Annotated in this window: 13 protein-coding genes; 2 read left to right on the top strand and 11 right to left on the bottom strand. The window is 55.6% G+C overall.

Going from position 1 to position 14703, the window contains the following annotated elements; genetic code table 11:
* Nucleotides 1-11: 11 nt before the first annotated feature.
* Both JG725_RS05460 and JG725_RS05455 read right to left on the bottom strand, forming a co-directional pair.
* Nucleotides 12-938, bottom strand: coding sequence for a transketolase family protein (locus JG725_RS05460; RefSeq protein ID WP_172289041.1), 927 nt, complete (start codon nt 936-938; stop codon nt 12-14).
* Entirely contained in the window at nt 935-1741 is an 807-nt protein-coding gene (locus JG725_RS05455; protein ID WP_199377230.1) for a transketolase, read from the bottom strand. The genes JG725_RS05460 and JG725_RS05455 overlap by 4 nt, the downstream gene beginning before the upstream one ends.
* Nucleotides 1742-2109: 368 nt before the next feature.
* On the opposite strand from JG725_RS05455, the gene JG725_RS05450 reads away from it, so the two are divergent.
* A complete protein-coding gene (locus tag JG725_RS05450; protein ID WP_199376987.1) occupies nt 2110-2904 on the top strand; it encodes a DeoR/GlpR family DNA-binding transcription regulator in 795 nt (264 codons plus the stop codon).
* Here JG725_RS05450 and JG725_RS05445 read toward each other — a convergent pair.
* From JG725_RS05445 to JG725_RS05405, 9 genes are all read right to left on the bottom strand, one after another.
* On the bottom strand, nt 2901-3461 hold the full coding sequence (locus JG725_RS05445; protein ID WP_172289043.1) for a 4Fe-4S dicluster domain-containing protein: 561 nt from the start codon (nt 3459-3461) through the stop codon (nt 2901-2903). The genes JG725_RS05450 and JG725_RS05445 overlap by 4 nt on opposite strands.
* Nucleotides 3461-4054, bottom strand: coding sequence for a Tat proofreading chaperone DmsD (dmsD, locus tag JG725_RS05440; RefSeq protein WP_172289044.1), 594 nt, complete (start codon nt 4052-4054; stop codon nt 3461-3463). The genes JG725_RS05445 and dmsD overlap by 1 nt, the downstream gene beginning before the upstream one ends.
* 60 nt (nt 4055-4114) lie before the next feature.
* The gene (locus JG725_RS05435) at nt 4115-4891 is read right to left on the bottom strand and encodes a DmsC/YnfH family molybdoenzyme membrane anchor subunit (protein WP_199376985.1); all 777 of its coding nucleotides are present in this window, start codon (nt 4889-4891) and stop codon (nt 4115-4117) included.
* Nucleotides 4884-5510, bottom strand: a complete 627-nt coding sequence (locus JG725_RS05430) for a DMSO/selenate family reductase complex B subunit (RefSeq protein ID WP_172289046.1) — start codon at nt 5508-5510, stop codon at nt 4884-4886. Before JG725_RS05430 ends, JG725_RS05435 begins: the two co-directional genes overlap by 8 nt.
* 14 nt (nt 5511-5524) lie before the next feature.
* Nucleotides 5525-7975, bottom strand: coding sequence for a DMSO/selenate family reductase complex A subunit (locus JG725_RS05425; protein WP_172289047.1), 2451 nt, complete (start codon nt 7973-7975; stop codon nt 5525-5527).
* 315 nt (nt 7976-8290) lie between these two features.
* Entirely contained in the window at nt 8291-9967 is a 1677-nt protein-coding gene (locus JG725_RS05420; protein ID WP_199376983.1) for a methyl-accepting chemotaxis protein, read from the bottom strand.
* Between the two features lie 386 nt (nt 9968-10353).
* The gene (locus JG725_RS05415) at nt 10354-12303 is read right to left on the bottom strand and encodes a methyl-accepting chemotaxis protein (protein WP_199376980.1); all 1950 of its coding nucleotides are present in this window, start codon (nt 12301-12303) and stop codon (nt 10354-10356) included.
* A gap of 210 nt (nt 12304-12513) precedes the next feature.
* Nucleotides 12514-12978 carry a DUF1456 family protein gene (locus JG725_RS05410; RefSeq protein WP_199376979.1) on the bottom strand — a complete coding sequence of 155 codons (465 nt, stop codon included), beginning with the start codon at nt 12976-12978 and terminating at the stop codon, nt 12514-12516.
* 171 nt (nt 12979-13149) lie between these two features.
* Nucleotides 13150-13452 (bottom strand): helix-turn-helix transcriptional regulator, encoded by a 303-nt coding sequence (locus JG725_RS05405; protein ID WP_172289051.1) that lies wholly within the window; start codon nt 13450-13452, stop codon nt 13150-13152.
* A gap of 93 nt (nt 13453-13545) precedes the next feature.
* On the opposite strand from JG725_RS05405, the gene JG725_RS05400 reads away from it, so the two are divergent.
* Nucleotides 13546-14634 carry an NADH:flavin oxidoreductase/NADH oxidase gene (locus JG725_RS05400; RefSeq protein ID WP_199376975.1) on the top strand — a complete coding sequence of 363 codons (1089 nt, stop codon included), beginning with the start codon at nt 13546-13548 and terminating at the stop codon, nt 14632-14634.
* The last annotated feature ends 69 nt before the right edge of the window (nt 14635-14703 follow it).

Raw genomic sequence — 14703 nt, 5'->3', positions numbered from 1 at the left:
CCGCGTTCTCCTTATGAAACGGCGTGTAAAGCGGTGTGGCGCAGCGTGGCGAGCAGGCCGTCGGCGTCAATACGGAATTGATGCCGTAAGGCGCCCCGGCTGCTGCTATGGGTAAATTCATACGGCGGAATGCCAAGCGGAATAAAGCGCTGGCGACAGGCGTGCCTGAGCATCAGTTCGCCAATAATGCTGCTCAGGCCGCCGCTGAGCACATGCTCTTCCATGGTAATGACCTGCTGGTGTTCCGCGATCAGTTTGACGATCGCCTGCTCATCCAACGGCCAGAGCGACGGCAGGGAGACGATGGTGATGCTGCGGTCTTTTGCCGCCAGCGCTTCATGCGCCAGCGTGCCAAGACAGAACACCACGGTGTCGGCGCCGTGCTGGAGCACCTCCGGTTTGCCGGGCTGGAACTGATAGCCGGCGTCATGCAGCACCGGCAGTTTGTCGCTGTCCATGCGGATATACACCGGCCCCGGATGGGCAATGGCGTAACGGGCGATGGCGCTGGCCTGCGCGGCGTCCGCCGGCGCGAAGATCTGCAAATTGCCCATGGAGCGGGCGATGGCGATGTCGTTGGTGCAATGATGCGTCGCCCCCAGCGGGCCATAGGCGAAGCCCGCGTTGAGACCCAGCATTTTGACGTTGCTTTCGGAATAGCAGATATCGTTCTTTACCTGTTCATTCGAACGGGCAAACAGGAACGGGGCCGCATTGGCGGTGAATACCGTGCGGCCGCTGAGCGCTACTCCCGCGGCGATGCCCACCATATTCTGTTCGGCGATGCCGACATTGATCACCCGCTCGGGAAAGGCTTTTTCAAAGGGGGCGATTTTGGAGGTGGAGGTCGAATCCGCCACCATCACGCTAAGGTTGGCGCCGTTTTGTTGTTCCTCTACCAGTGCGGCAATCACCGCGTCGCGTAAGTCTTGCATCATTGTTCCTCCAGCTCTGCCAGCCCAAGGGCTAACTGCTCATCGTTCGGTACGGCGTGGTGCCAGGCCGGAACGTTGGCCATAAATGAAATGCCGTGGCCTTTTTCCGTGTTCGCCAGGATCACCCGCGGTTTGCCGTGGCCCGGGTGGTTCACCGCCGTGATAATCGCCTGCGGATCGTGGCCGTCACACTCATGGACGTCGAAACCGAATGCGCGCCACTTATCGGCCAGCGGCTCCAGCGGCATGATGTCTTCCGTTTTGCCCGCCAGCTGTAGCCGGTTGCGATCGACAATCACGATCAGATTATCGAGCTGAAACTTGCTGGCGGACATGGTGGCCTCCCAGTTGGAGCCTTCGGCCAGTTCGCCGTCGCCGAGCAGCACGAACGCCCGACGATGGCCGCGTCCCGCCAGTTTGTTGCCCAGCGCCAGACCGACGGCGATGGATAAGCCGTGGCCCAGGGCGCCTGAGTTGATCTCCACCAGATCCGGCAATTTCTGACGGATGGGATGCCCCGCCAGCAGGGTATCGTCGCCCATAAACTGATCGAGTATGGCGGGATCAATCAGCCCCATGGCGGCCGCGCTACAATACAACCCGCCAGCGCCGTGTCCTTTCGATAAGATGAAGCGATCCTGATCCGGCCGAGGCTGCTTTCTGTCCATTACCGCCATAAACAGCGTACAGATAATGTCGACTTCGGAAAGATCCGCTCCGGTATGGCCTTTACCTGCCCGATGATTCATTTGCAGGACATAACGCCGGGCCTGACGCGCTGTCTGTTTAATTGTCTGAAAGTCCATCATTACCTCTTCATCAACGGAGCCGCTGTCGGATAACGCGCTTAATAACGTCACTGGCGGTCATTCATTTTCAAATAAAAATATAGACTATCGTTTTATACGGTATTGTGGCACAGGTCAAATTTCAAACAAAAATAAGTGATAATGAGTAATGCATTGATTTATCTTGATTATTGTTTTTTTGATCCGATTTTATGGCGACATGGCGCAATGAAAAGCGTTAAAAATCAGCTATCGTTTTAGGATTATCATTTTCGAATGAAAATTACCGTGCGTCATCACTGCGCTCGCATTACCGATGCCGCGGCGGTAATATTTGACGTAACAACAGGGTTGGCGTTCGTGGTCTGTCAAAGGGAGTGTTTCGATTGAAAAGCAAAAGTGAGCAATTAGCGGATATGCAGCAGCGACGTGAGAAGATCCTTGAGATGATTCGTGAAGATGGCACCGTCACAGTGAAAATGCTCACGGAAGCCTTCGATCTGACGGAAGCCACCATCAGAACCGACCTGCGGATGTTGCAAAAAGAGGGGTTGGTGCAGCGCTATCACGGCGGCGCAACGCTGGTGACCGGCAGGCAAAATACCCATGCGTTACTGCTTGAGCGGCAGATCAACCTGCATGAGAAAGATGCGATTGGCCGGGTGGCGGCGCAGTATATCAACAATGGCGATACGGTGATTCTGGACTCCGGTACGACGACAACGGCTATCGCCAACCATCTTAGCCATATCCGCAAGCTGTCGGTGATCACCACGGCGGTGAATATCGCCCTGAAGCTCGGGGCCGAACCGGGAATAAACATTCTGCTGACCGGCGGCACCTTTAAATTTCCCACCCTGTCGATGTCGGGCGAGAAAGCCGCCAGCTTTTTTGAAAACGTCCTGGCGGAGAAATTGTTTTTGGCCACCGCCTGCATTTCGCCGCGCCTGGGATTGAGCTTTCCCAGTGAAACCGATATCAAGGTGAAAAGCGCGATGATGAAGTCGGCGCGCACGGTTTACGTGGTCGCCGACTCCAGCAAGATTGATAAGGTATCGATGTTTGCGCTGCCGTGCGACTGGGGTGATATTCACTATCTGATTACCGACAGCGGGATCTCTCAGGGATCTATCGACGAGTTTGAAGCGCTGGGGGTACAGGTGCTGGTGGCGGAAAGCTAGTCTTGTCGGGCTGTTGCCGGCATAACCAACGTAATTGCCCGTTCATCGCACCGGGTCAGGCACTCGCCGCAGCCGTTGCAGGTTTGTGAATCGACGGCCGGCACACCGGCGGCGTCGGCGGTAAGCGCCCGTGTCGGGCAACCGGCGATACACTGTCCGCAGCGTCGCCGTCGATTAATGCAGCCGGCGGGATTGATGGCGGGCCGTAAGCCGGTATCGAAGCGCGTTTGCGGCAGCAACGCCCCGGCGGCGCAGTGCTGAATACACTGATTGCAGCCGTCGCAACTGGCATATTCAATCGATAACTGTGGATAGCCGTCATCGTCTTTGATGATGACGCCCATCGGGCAATGTTCAATACACTGCTGACACCGATCGCACTGCCGGCGGAACAACGCCGGGGGAAGTGCGCCGGGCGGGCGGGGGAGCAGCGGCAGGCCGTCTTCCTCCGTCCGCGCGCTCTTCCGCGATGCAGTCAGCAGGGCGCGGAACAGTCCCCGACGGCTGATATGCCGATGGGTAAGGTATGCGCGGTAAAAACCGTCGGTTTTATTCATCAGCGGTATATCCGGTATTCACGGGGCGTTAGCCGATAGCGGCGTTGGATATCCTGTAAAAACAGCGCGGCAATTCGCGCCAGCCGCGCGTAGAAAACGCTCTGCGTATTGCGCGCTAATAGCGCCAGATAACGATCGCTCCACGGCAGCAGATGTTCTTCCAACAACGCCAGCGCCGCCTTTTCATTTTCCTGTTCGAGCAAGCAGGCCAGCGCCAGCAGCATTAATCCAAACTGATCTTCCGGTTCATGATGCGGACGGGCGAATGCCAACTGATGCTGTCGCAGAAATTCACGGTAGCGCGCGGTGGAATCGCCCATCAGCAGATTATCCCGATCGAGGTAAACCGAACCCCAGGGCGGAGCCTGCATTTCACCTTGCCCTTCAAACAGCGCTGAAAACTGCCAGATGAACTCATCGGCAGCGGGAGGCCGACACTGTTGACAGGTTTCAAGCGCCGACGCGCGGTTGTGCCACGGGTAAAGGTCGGGGATCTGATCGAGACTGTCGATCAGACGGCTGATTTCCGGCGAGTCGGGCGGATAGTAGAACAGCGCCCCCAGCAGACGGGGTAATACGGCAACGGATGACATCAGTGATCTCCACAGTAAACAGCGACAGACCGGCGTTCGCCGGCCTGTCTACCGGGTAGGTTACATGGGTAGCGTCCACAGGTTGTAAAAGGCCACCCGACCGGCCAGTTCGCCGACAATCACCACCGCCGCGCAGACGGCCAGCAGGCTTTGCCCCGTCCGATAGCGCAGATGGAGGACACCGCCGATCAGGCCGACCGCCAACAGGATCAGTTGGGCGCTAAACCAGGAAAGCTGCGCGCTGGTCAACGCGCCGTCCGCCGTCATCAGCGTTGACAGATAGCCGGGGCGCAGGCAGAAGCTGACCAGTATCGCCAGCAGGCTGACGGATAAACCGAGGCGACGCGCGCCGAACGCCGCCGCCAGCGCGCCGCCGCCAATCAGGGCGGTAAGGATCATCATCGCCGGGGTGTAGTGATTATCCCAGGTGACAACCGTTGGCAACTGATAAACACGCGGGATCGCCGCCAGAAAGAAGATACCGACAACCGCCGCCAGCCAGGCCAGCGCTAAAAACAGTCTGTCGGCGCCACGGTTCAGCAACAGGCCCAGCGCCGCCAGTCCGCCGATAGCGGAAAAAATGCCGGAAAGCGCTATTTCGTTACTCATCGGGGAACTGCCGGCCCTGAACAGCATATTGATGGCCCGCAGCGGCTGACCGACGTGGAACGTCCCCACGAGCAGCGCCGCGCCGAACAGGCACATGACGGCGAACAATCCGACAGCCAAACGCCGGCGGTCAATCTGCTGCAACTGTGCGGCAACCAGCAACAAAATAAAGGCGCCTACCGCGCTTTGGGTGAAGACGGTAAAGAATACCAGTGGCAACTCATGCATGGCGAACCTCCCGCAGGTTCTGGATCGATCCTTCTTTATCGCCGGTAGGGCGAGAGTCGGGATGCGGTTTAATGATCAGGTTGGGTTTGGTCAAGGCTGCCGAAGGCAACGGCGCAATTTCGCTTTCCGTGCCGTATTTGGCGCGCAGCTCGTCGATAGGGCCGAAATCCAGCGCGCGTTGCGGGCAGGACTCCACGCAAATCGGTTGCATATCATGTTGCAGGCGATCCAGACAGCCATCGCACTTGCGCATGATTTTGGCCTGATGATCGAACTGCGGCGCGCCATAGGGGCAGCGCATTTCACAGTAGCGACAGCCTACGCACAGTTGGTCATTCACCAACACCAGACCATCCTCTTCCCGTTTGTGCATGGCGCCGGTGGGACAGCCGGTCACACAAGTAGGATCGTCGCAGTGGTTGCAGGCGATGGAGAGATAATAGCTGAACGTTTGATTGCGCCAGGCATTGCCCTCCTTGATCCAGCTTCCGCCGCCGTATTCATAGACACGGCGAAATTTCGGGCCGACATCAAGATCTTTATTATCCTTACAGCTTACCTGGCAGGTTTTACAACCGGAGCAGCGTGAGGAGTCAACAAAAAAGCCATATTGTGTCATCGTTAATCACCTCTTCAGACGCGTTGTATTTCAACCAGATTGGTGTGTTGCGGATTGCCTTTTGCCAGCGGCGAAACCTCATGCGTGGTCAGCGTGTTGATGCAGCCGCCGATATCCACGCCTTCACTGTTGATGCGAGTCCATGCGCCCTGCGGCATGGCGGCCACGCCGGGCAATATGCGATCGGTCACCTTGCAGGCGATTTCCACAATGCCGCGGTCGTTAAATATCCGCACCCGATCGCCTGACTTCAGATTACGCGGTGCGGCATCTAGCGGGTTAATCCACACTTCATCCGGCGCCGCCTCATGCAACTGAGATACATTGCTATAGGTGGAGTGGGTATGGCCCTTGGTGTGAAAACCGCTGAGTTGCAACGGATACTTCGCCGTCAGGGTTTTATTCAGATGCGACTCGCGCGCCGGGCAGAATTCAGGAATGGGTGAAATTTTATCGCCGGCGGGCAGTATCCATTCGCCGGCCAGTTTCGCCAGCGCTTCTGAATAGATCTCCGCTTTGCCCGAGGGCGTTTTCAGCGGATTGGCCTGTGGATCAAGACGGAAATCGGCAAACGCGATACTTTGTTTATCCGTGGCGATCTGCTGATCGATAATCCCTTTATTTCTGGCGACCGCCCACTCGGGAAGGTAGGTGCGTTGCTCTTTTACCTGCTGATAGTGTTTTTCAACCCACTGCGCCTGCGTTCTGCCTTCGGTGAATTTTTCCCGCATGCCGAGGTGTTCGGCAATATCGGCGCAAATATCATAGGTGCTACGCACTTCCCACATTGGCGTAATCGTTTTTTGCATGGCGATCATGTAGTGGTTAGAGCCGGAGGCGTAAGAGTTATCCACCAGATCCTCGGCTTCCAGATAGCTGGTTTCCGGCAGCAGAATGTCGGCGAATTTCGCACTGGCCGTCATGTGGTTATCGATGACGATAATGGTTTCGCACAGGCTGTCGTCGGCCAGTATTTCCCGCGTGCGATTGATTTGACCATGCTGGTTGACCAGCGTATTTCCCGCCTGATTCACAATCAGCTTGATACCGACATTAAGCTTGTCGGCGCCTTTGACGCCCATGGTGGTGGCGGTCATTTTTTCAGGGTTAAGAATGGCGTCGGTCCACAGATAGCAGGGAATAGAGATTTTCAGCGGATTGGCGCCGGTCGGCAGCGTGGGAACGTCGTATTTCGTGGAGTACGGCCAGTTGCCGTTGTTGGTGCCGGGCAGTCCGAAATGTCCGGTCAGTAAAGGCAGGGTCTGGATCGCCCGCACCGACTGTTCGCCGTTGGCATGGCGCTGCGGCCCCCAGCCCTGGCCGATATAGCAGGCTTTGGCGCCGGCGATGTCTCGCGCCAGTTGACGAATGCGCGCCGCCGGGATCCCCGTTATGTCGGCCGCCCATTCCGGCGTTTTTTCCACGCCGTCTTCGCCCAGGCCCAGAATATAATCCTTATAGCTGGCATTCGGCGCGGCGGAAGCGGGCAGGGTGGCGCGGTCATAGCCGACGCTGTAGCGATTGACCAACGCTTCGTCAATCAGCCGTTCGCTAATCAGCGTATGCGCCAGACCGGCAACCAGCGCGGCGTCGGTGGTCGGCCTGATGGCCAGCCACTCGGCATGTTCGGTAATCACCGAGTCGGTATAGCGCGGGTCGATAATCACCACGCGGGCATGTGAGGCTTCCAGCGCCCGACGCAGTTCTTCCACCTGACCACCGCCCGACATACGGGTTTCCGATAAATTCATTCCGAAAAACACCACCAGATCGGAATGGCGGATCTGGGTGAAATGACTGCCGACATAAGTCCCGTGGGTATAAGGTGTCGCCGTTGCGATCTGCGCGGTGGAATAGGTGTTGTGATAATTGAGGTAGCCGCCGTTCAGATTCAGCAGCCGTTTCCAGGCCGGCGTGCCCTGATTGTGGTAGTAAGCGCCTGACTGGTAGTTGTAATAAATGGCCTCGTTGCCATATTTCTCGGCAACCCGCTTTAATTCCGAGGCAACCAGCGCGGTGGCTTCTTCCCAGCTTATGCGTTTGAATTTGCCTTCACCGCGTTTTCCGACTCGTTTCATCGGGTATTTCAGCCGGTCGGGGCTGTATACGCGCCAGCGGTTGGAGCGTCCGCGCAGACATGGCCGAATTTGATGCTCGCCAAATACGTTGTCGTCTTTGCTGTCTTCGGGTTCGATACGCACGATACGGTCGTCTTTAACGATAACTTTTAACGGACAACGGCTGCCGCAGTTCACCAGGCAGGCGCTGTGACGCACGGTTTCGCCGTCGTTAACCACCTCGGGTTGATTGGCGGCGCCGGGTGTCAGGACTGACCGCGCACTGGCGGTAAAAGGCAACGTAATACTGCTGGATAAGGCGACCGCCGCACTGAACCTGGCGACATCTTTTACCGCTTCTCTTCGGGAAATATCCCTGTGTAACAGTTCATCGATTATTTTTTTCATAGAATTTTTTTTCCACATTGCTTGTTCCGGTAACAGTAAACCTGGTTATTTATTGGGAGTTGATAGCGATCAATCTATGCGGAGAGAAAGGCGGCAAAAAGAGAGTAATGTGATCTTGATTGGTTTTATCTTTCGATAAATGCTTTTTTTGAAAATTTTAATACTAATTTATTGGATATTTTTAGTTAATGATAATGATTTGTATCCGCGTTCGCAATATTGAGGGGCGCAGCGGATAAAGACCTGATTTGCGTTTTCAGCTTATTTCAGAGACGTTGATGCGCTGGCCGCCGCCAGCGCGGGGGCGGGGATGAATTAAAAAGTTTCCCAGTTATTTTCACCTTTCTTTGACGGGGGAAGCGCTCCGCCGGCGGGTAATCTTTGCGGCAAAGGCATGGGGCTGGCCGGGGAGGGACGATGATCGCCGGCCGCACCGCTTTCCGTCAGTTGGAATACCGCCACGGCTTCGGTTAACTGACGCGCCTGATCTTCCAGCGATGCCGCGGCGGCGGCGGATTCCTGTACCAATGAGGCGTTTTGCTGGGTGACGCTATCCATCTCGGTAACGGCCTGCGCCACCTGACTTATGCCACGGCTTTGCTCCTCGGATGCCGAGGAAATTTCCCCCATCAGGTCGGTCACCCGGGTAACCGAGCGGACAATGTTATGCATGGTTTCGCCGGCCAACGCCACCTGCCCGGAACCGGTATTAATCCGGCTGACGGATTCGGTAATCAACTCTTCGATCTCTTTGGCCGCCTGCGCGCTGCGCTGGGCCAGGCTCCTGACTTCACCGGCCACGACGGCGAAACCGCGGCCTTGTTCGCCCGCCCGTGCGGCTTCAACGGCCGCATTCAGCGCCAGAATATTGGTCTGAAAGGCAATGCCGTTAATGACGCTGGTAATATCGGCGATTTTTTGGGAACTGGCGGTAATGTCTTGCATGGTGGTCACCACGTCATCAACAATATTTCCCCCCTTGTGGGCCATCCCCGAGGCTTCCTGCGCCAGCGTGTTGGCCTGCTTGACGTTATCGGTGTTGAGTTTTACCGTCGCGCCCAACTGCTCCATACTGGCGGCGGTTTCTTCCAACGCCGAGGCCTGTTGCTCGGTACGCGAGGACAGGTCGCTGTTGCCGCTGCTGATTTCACCGGCTCCCTGATAGATGGAGCTGGCGCTGTCGCGAATGGTACTGACGGTGCGGATCAGGCTTTCCTGCATTTCGCGCAGGTAGGGAATGAGTTGACCGATATTGTTACGGCCAAAATCGGCAATCGCATGATGCAGTTGCCCTGCGGAGAGCGTCTGAAACTGTTTCTTGATGTTTTCCAGCGGGATCAGCAGACAGGACACCAGATAGCGGTCGGTCATCAGCAACATCATCAGACCAATAATTAATGCGGCGATCAGGACGCGCTGACAGGTTTTTACCAGTTGGTGGATCTGTTGGCTATTGGTTTCATCATTGGCCGACAGCTGTTCGGTATATTTTTCCGTGGCTTTGCCAAATTCGATGCTGATTGGCGGCAGCGTACTTCTGACCGCATTGCGATATTGATCAATATTCCCGGATTCAAGTAATGCCGTCATATTTCGCATTTCAGTAATAATATTTGTCCAGTGGCGAACAATATCATCGACCTGTTCCGGTAATACGCCGCTTTGCGGTTGGCTTTTAAACAGCTCAAGATCGTTTTGGCTGACGTTGATTGCCTCTGTCGCGCCTTTCAACATACCCTGGGTTTTTTCTATATCCCCGCTTTGATGTAAATCCGCCGCCATAAAGAGACGCACCGCGGTACGGAAATAGGATTCCACGCCATGACTCATGATATTGCTGTTTTTCTTCTGAATCTGGCTGGTTTCCAGCAATTGGCTGACCTGGCTGAGCGAAGAAATGGCCAGCCAGGAAACGCCTCCCCAAAGCAGTAAGAAAAGGGCCAAGGTTGTTAATAATACTTTACGAATACTTATATTTCTTAGCCAGTGCATAATGGTATCCTGATTAGTTATAGGTAGGTTATTTAGGGTATATTGTTATTGCTAATGGATTTATTTGCGTAAAGGCATTACATAACAAAGAACACGTTTTTTCCCCAATATCATTGAGAGTATCGGCATGTCCGGTCATTTTTTTATTAAAATCAATAAATATTCAAAAATAGCGATCGAGGTAACGTTAATTAAACAACCATGCCAATTAATGTTATTAATTGGCATGGTTGTTGATTAGGTTGAATAAATTGAATAATTAAACGCGAATTATTCGTGTTGTTAAACAATGATAACTATCAGCCTTATTTCTCCGCTATATCTCGGTGTGCTTTATTTAAAGAGCGGAATAATTACCATGACGGCGCCCATCCCTGGCGCCGCGCCTAAGCCGAGGTCAGCCGTTGCAGAGTGGTCAGTTGATCGACCGCGTCATGCATGGCGTCCATGCCTTTGGCCGCTTCTTTCATGCGGGCCAGGTTAGTGGTCATATTACGGCGTTCCTGACTGGTTTCCGTGCTCATGGCGGCGATCCGATCGGCGGCTGAGATGCTTTGGTCGGCCATATTCTGCGTGGTGCTGACCGTTTGTGCGGCAACGCTGCGGATACGCTCAATGGTCTCGACGGCGGAGCGGATATTGCTGCGGGTGGCATCGGCCTGATCTTTTGACGAGCGGGCCAGACGGCGCACTTCATCCGCCACCACGGCAAAACCGCGTCCCGCCTCGCCGGCCCGCGCCGCTTCCACGGCGGCGTTGAGCGCCAGCAGGTTGGTCTGATCGGCAATTGCGCTGATACCGACGGTAATTTGAGTGATGCCGAGGGAAATCTGTTCCAGTTGGTTAAGCTCATGCTCCAGATTGTCTTGCGCCTCGCGGGTCTGCGTGGCGGCTTCGCTGATGGCGCGAATGCGGGATTCCGCCAGATCCAGCGTTTCAGTCTGGCGTGAAGTGGCGTGTTCAAGCTGTGGCAGAGCGGTCAGCAGCGGAGTGAGTTCTTCCTGATACCCCACCACCCGCTGAATAACGCCGGACTGAATGTTATGCATGGCTTCCCAACGGCGCAGCGCTCGCTGCGCGTAATGTCCCGCATAAGCGGCGTATTCGATGGGAAAGCGGGTCATGGCTTTAACATCGTGATCGAAAAAGGCCAGTGCGGATAAGGTTTGGTTGATGGGAACACCGAAAATCTCCCCAAAGCTGGAGAAACCGGCGGCCGGCACGTTATCAAAGAAATTGGCCTGCTCCAGGCTGTCGGCGTTATTCATCCTGCGCAGTACGCAGTCGTTCAGCAACAACCCGCAGGGTTTGCCCTTGTCGGTCAGAAACTGCCGCCAGTCATGGCGGGTGGCGGTAACGAAGTCCGTCGCCTGAAGCAGATACAGACGATCGCCGAATTCCAGATCGCAGAAAAAGGTGATGCTGTCCGACTGAATGGTGGCGATGGAGCGAATAAAGTATTCATTATCAACCTTTACGCCGAAGGTTTTTCCGTCGAGCTGTTTTCCGATGTGATCCGGTCGGCAGCGCAGATATTCCGCCAACGCCTGAATAATGGGCTGCGGCTTGCCGTTGGCGTCGAACACCGATTTTACCGTACGCGCCACGGGATCGGCCTCCGCCACCAGCCAGCTTTGTTTGGTTGGCTCAAAGTTCTGGCTTTTGAACGGCGCAAAGGATTTTCCGTCGGCCATCTGGCAAAAAATCAGCACCGCTTTGCCCTGCAATACGTCGTGATTCGCACCGATATAGGTGGCGCTGAAATCGAGTTTTCCACCGGCTGAACCGCCGATGGTAATGCAGGGAAAACGCCCGCTGGCGTACCAGGCCTGCATCAGAAACCCCTCGGAGGCCGATAGGCCGTCGCAGTAGATTATGGCGAACGTGCGATCGGCGGAAAGCGGCATCCTGACCTTAATCCGCTCCAGTTCCTGACGGATGGCGGCCACCCGCTGACCGGCGCCGGCATTTTCCCGCACATGCAAATCCACAACATGCACCTCATGGCGGGATATCAGCGTCTGCGGCAACCATAACCAACTGCCCTGATTGCTCGCCATATCGCAATAGGTCGATGTTTGCCGGCGGCTGCACAACGCGCCGGTGGAAGAGAGGGTGAGCACCGTTAAATTGGCGTCGGTGAAACGCTGCCAGGCGCTACTGACCTGGGCGAAATCAACATCAGGAGGAATAAACACCAGCAGCAACCCTGTTTTGTCGGAAAGTCCGAGGGCGTTTAGCGAGGGGGGCGATGACTTGCAGTCAAACACGCCGCTGGCGGGGGATTTATGGCCGAAAATACTTGCTCCTGCACGGAAAGACGACAGAATTCCCATAGATAGTTCCCTCTTTTAACTGAATCATGCAATGAATCGAATCATTGAATGAAAACAGTCTAATCCCTGACTTCTAAACCGTATGAGTTACTGGTCACGTTTATTTGCGGCATGCCAGGGAGAGGATCGCGTTTTTCCGTGCGGGCCGGACGTCAGCCGCCCCGATTTGGCGCGCGCATCTCAGAACGGGCAACCGGCGGCGGGGCAATTTCAGCTTTGGCGCAGACGAACGGCCAATCCCTTGAGGAAATAGCGCAGCACCTGATCGCCGCACGGCCGGTAGTTTTTATGTTCGGGCGCACGCAGCATGGCGGTCAGTTCCGGTTGCGAGAGGCGGAAATCCTGCGACTGGAGTATCTCCTGAATGTCTGTGGTTTTCAGCGCAAACGCGACGCGCAGCTTTTTCAGGATAATATTGTTGGTGATTTTACGTTCCACTTTAGGCGCCGGACGGCTGTCGTCCTTTCCGCGTTTGTGGATAATCAGGCCATCAAGAAAGGCGCCCATCAGAATATCCGGGCACGGCTGGTAGCCTTCTTCCTCTTCTTTTTTAACAAAACCGGCGATTTGCTGGGGCGTTATGCTGACGTCCATCAACGCCAGGATCCCAATCAATTGCTCGTTATTCAAATTCAGCGTGTAGCGCACGCTACGTAATACATCGTTATTTATCATTACGGACTGTTCCCGCCATTTATAACCGTTATGGCCGGGTAGTATAAAGCGATCTGCCGCAAGGATCTCAGCCTTGACGATGAATTTTTATGTTTGGGCGAAGAGCGCCCGACTTGAGTGCCGGAAAACGCTATCGTTATCCGGCACGATAAAGACGCCGCTGCCAACGGGTTAAATCTGTTGCGACAAAATCGCATCCAGCAGCCCCGGGAAACGCGTTTGCAGTTCGTCGTGGCGTAATCTGTTCATATGGGTGGTGCCGATATTGGTGGTGTGGATAAGACCCGCATCGCGCAATACCCGGAAATGGTGAGAAACGCTGGACTTGGGGCGGCCGCCGTCCAGCTCGCTGCAATTGGCTTCGCCTAACCGCGCCAGCAGGCGGACGATGTCCAGGCGCACCGGATCGCTTAAGGCGTAAAGCACGCGCTCAAGGATAAATTCATCGGGTGTGGGGTGTTTAAATGCTCTCATGAGGGAATTATAGCGGCAGGGTTGTTTAAAATCCATTATTCGAATAATATCGAAATATAGAACTATCCCTTAAGCCACAAAAAGGAAATGTCCATGTCAGCACTATTTCAACCGTTTAAACTGAAAGATATCACGCTGCGCAACCGTATCGCGGTGCCGCCCATGTGTATGTATTCCGCCAATGACGGCCTGATCAACGATTGGCACCAGGTGAATTACGCCTCGATGGCGCGCGGCGGAGCCGGCTTGGTGATCGTCGAGGCAACCGCCGTGGCGCCGGAAGGCCGTATCACGCCTCACTGCGCCGGTCTGTGGAGCGATGGTTTGGCGCAGGCGTTCGTGCCGGTGGTTAAGGCGATTAAAGCCGCCGGATCGGTTCCGGGGATCCAGATCGGCCACGCCGGGCGTAAAGCCAGCGCCAATATTCCGTGGGAAGGCGACGACCATATCGCCGAGGGCGATCCGCGCGGCTGGCAGACTATCGCCCCGTCCGCCATTGCGTATGGCGCGAATCTGCCCAAACAGCCGCGGGAAATGACGCTGGATGATATCGCCAGAGTGCGTAATGATTTTGTGGCGGCGGCCCGCCGGGCAAGAGAAGCGGGGTTTGAATGGCTGGAACTGCATTTTGCCCATGGCTATCTGGGGCAGAGTTTCTTCTCCACGCATTCCAATCAGCGCAGCGATCAATATGGCGGCAGTTTCGATAATCGCAGCCGTTTTCTGCTGGAAACGCTGGCCGCGGTACGTGAGGTGTGGCCGGAACATTTACCGCTGACCGCGCGTTTCGGCGTGATTGAATTCGATGGTCGGGATGAAGAAACGCTACAGGAATCGATCGAACTGACACGGCGCTTCAAGCAGCAGGGGCTGGATATGCTCAGCGTCAGCATCGGCTTTTCCACCCCGGACGCCGATATTCCCTGGGCGCCGGCCTTTATGGGGCCGATTGCCGAACAGGTTCGCCAGCAGGCGGATATTCCGGTGTCGTCGGCCTGGGGCTTTGGTACGCCGGAACTGGCGGAGCAGGCGGTAAAATCGGGTCAGTTGGATCTGGTCATGGTGGGTAAAGCTCATTTGGCTAACCCGCACTGGAGTTATCAGGCCGCGCGCGAACTGGGTATCGATCGCGCGTCATGGACGCTGCCCGCGCCTTATGCCCACTGGCTGGAAAGGTACTAACGCTGTATACGGCAGGCGGCGTTCTGCGGGCCGCCTGCCGCCGGATTACCTTGTATGAGGCGTACGCCA

This window comes from Brenneria sp. L3-3C-1, from assembly GCF_016456245.1.
GTDB lineage: Bacteria > Pseudomonadota > Gammaproteobacteria > Enterobacterales > Enterobacteriaceae > Brenneria.
This window is presented reverse-complemented; position numbering and strand designations above follow the sequence as displayed.

What these genes read in the sequence shown, in the direction of transcription:
- JG725_RS05460 (WP_172289041.1), bottom strand. Translation starts at nt 938, where the DNA reads ATGATGCAAGACTTACGCGACGCGGTGATTGCCGCACTGGTAGAGGAA.
- JG725_RS05455 (WP_199377230.1), bottom strand. Translation starts at nt 1,741, where the DNA reads ATGGACTTTCAGACAATTAAACAGACAGCGCGTCAGGCCCGGCGTTAT.
- JG725_RS05445 (WP_172289043.1), bottom strand. Translation starts at nt 3,461, where the DNA reads ATGAATAAAACCGACGGTTTTTACCGCGCATACCTTACCCATCGGCAT.
- dmsD (WP_172289044.1), bottom strand. Translation starts at nt 4,054, where the DNA reads ATGTCATCCGTTGCCGTATTACCCCGTCTGCTGGGGGCGCTGTTCTAC.
- JG725_RS05435 (WP_199376985.1), bottom strand. Translation starts at nt 4,891, where the DNA reads ATGCATGAGTTGCCACTGGTATTCTTTACCGTCTTCACCCAAAGCGCG.
- JG725_RS05430 (WP_172289046.1), bottom strand. Translation starts at nt 5,510, where the DNA reads ATGACACAATATGGCTTTTTTGTTGACTCCTCACGCTGCTCCGGTTGT.
- JG725_RS05425 (WP_172289047.1), bottom strand. Translation starts at nt 7,975, where the DNA reads ATGAAAAAAATAATCGATGAACTGTTACACAGGGATATTTCCCGAAGA.
- JG725_RS05420 (WP_199376983.1), bottom strand. Translation starts at nt 9,967, where the DNA reads ATGCACTGGCTAAGAAATATAAGTATTCGTAAAGTATTATTAACAACC.
- JG725_RS05415 (WP_199376980.1), bottom strand. Translation starts at nt 12,303, where the DNA reads ATGGGAATTCTGTCGTCTTTCCGTGCAGGAGCAAGTATTTTCGGCCAT.
- JG725_RS05410 (WP_199376979.1), bottom strand. Translation starts at nt 12,978, where the DNA reads ATGATAAATAACGATGTATTACGTAGCGTGCGCTACACGCTGAATTTG.
- JG725_RS05405 (WP_172289051.1), bottom strand. Translation starts at nt 13,452, where the DNA reads ATGAGAGCATTTAAACACCCCACACCCGATGAATTTATCCTTGAGCGC.
- JG725_RS05400 (WP_199376975.1), top strand. Translation starts at nt 13,546, where the DNA reads ATGTCAGCACTATTTCAACCGTTTAAACTGAAAGATATCACGCTGCGC.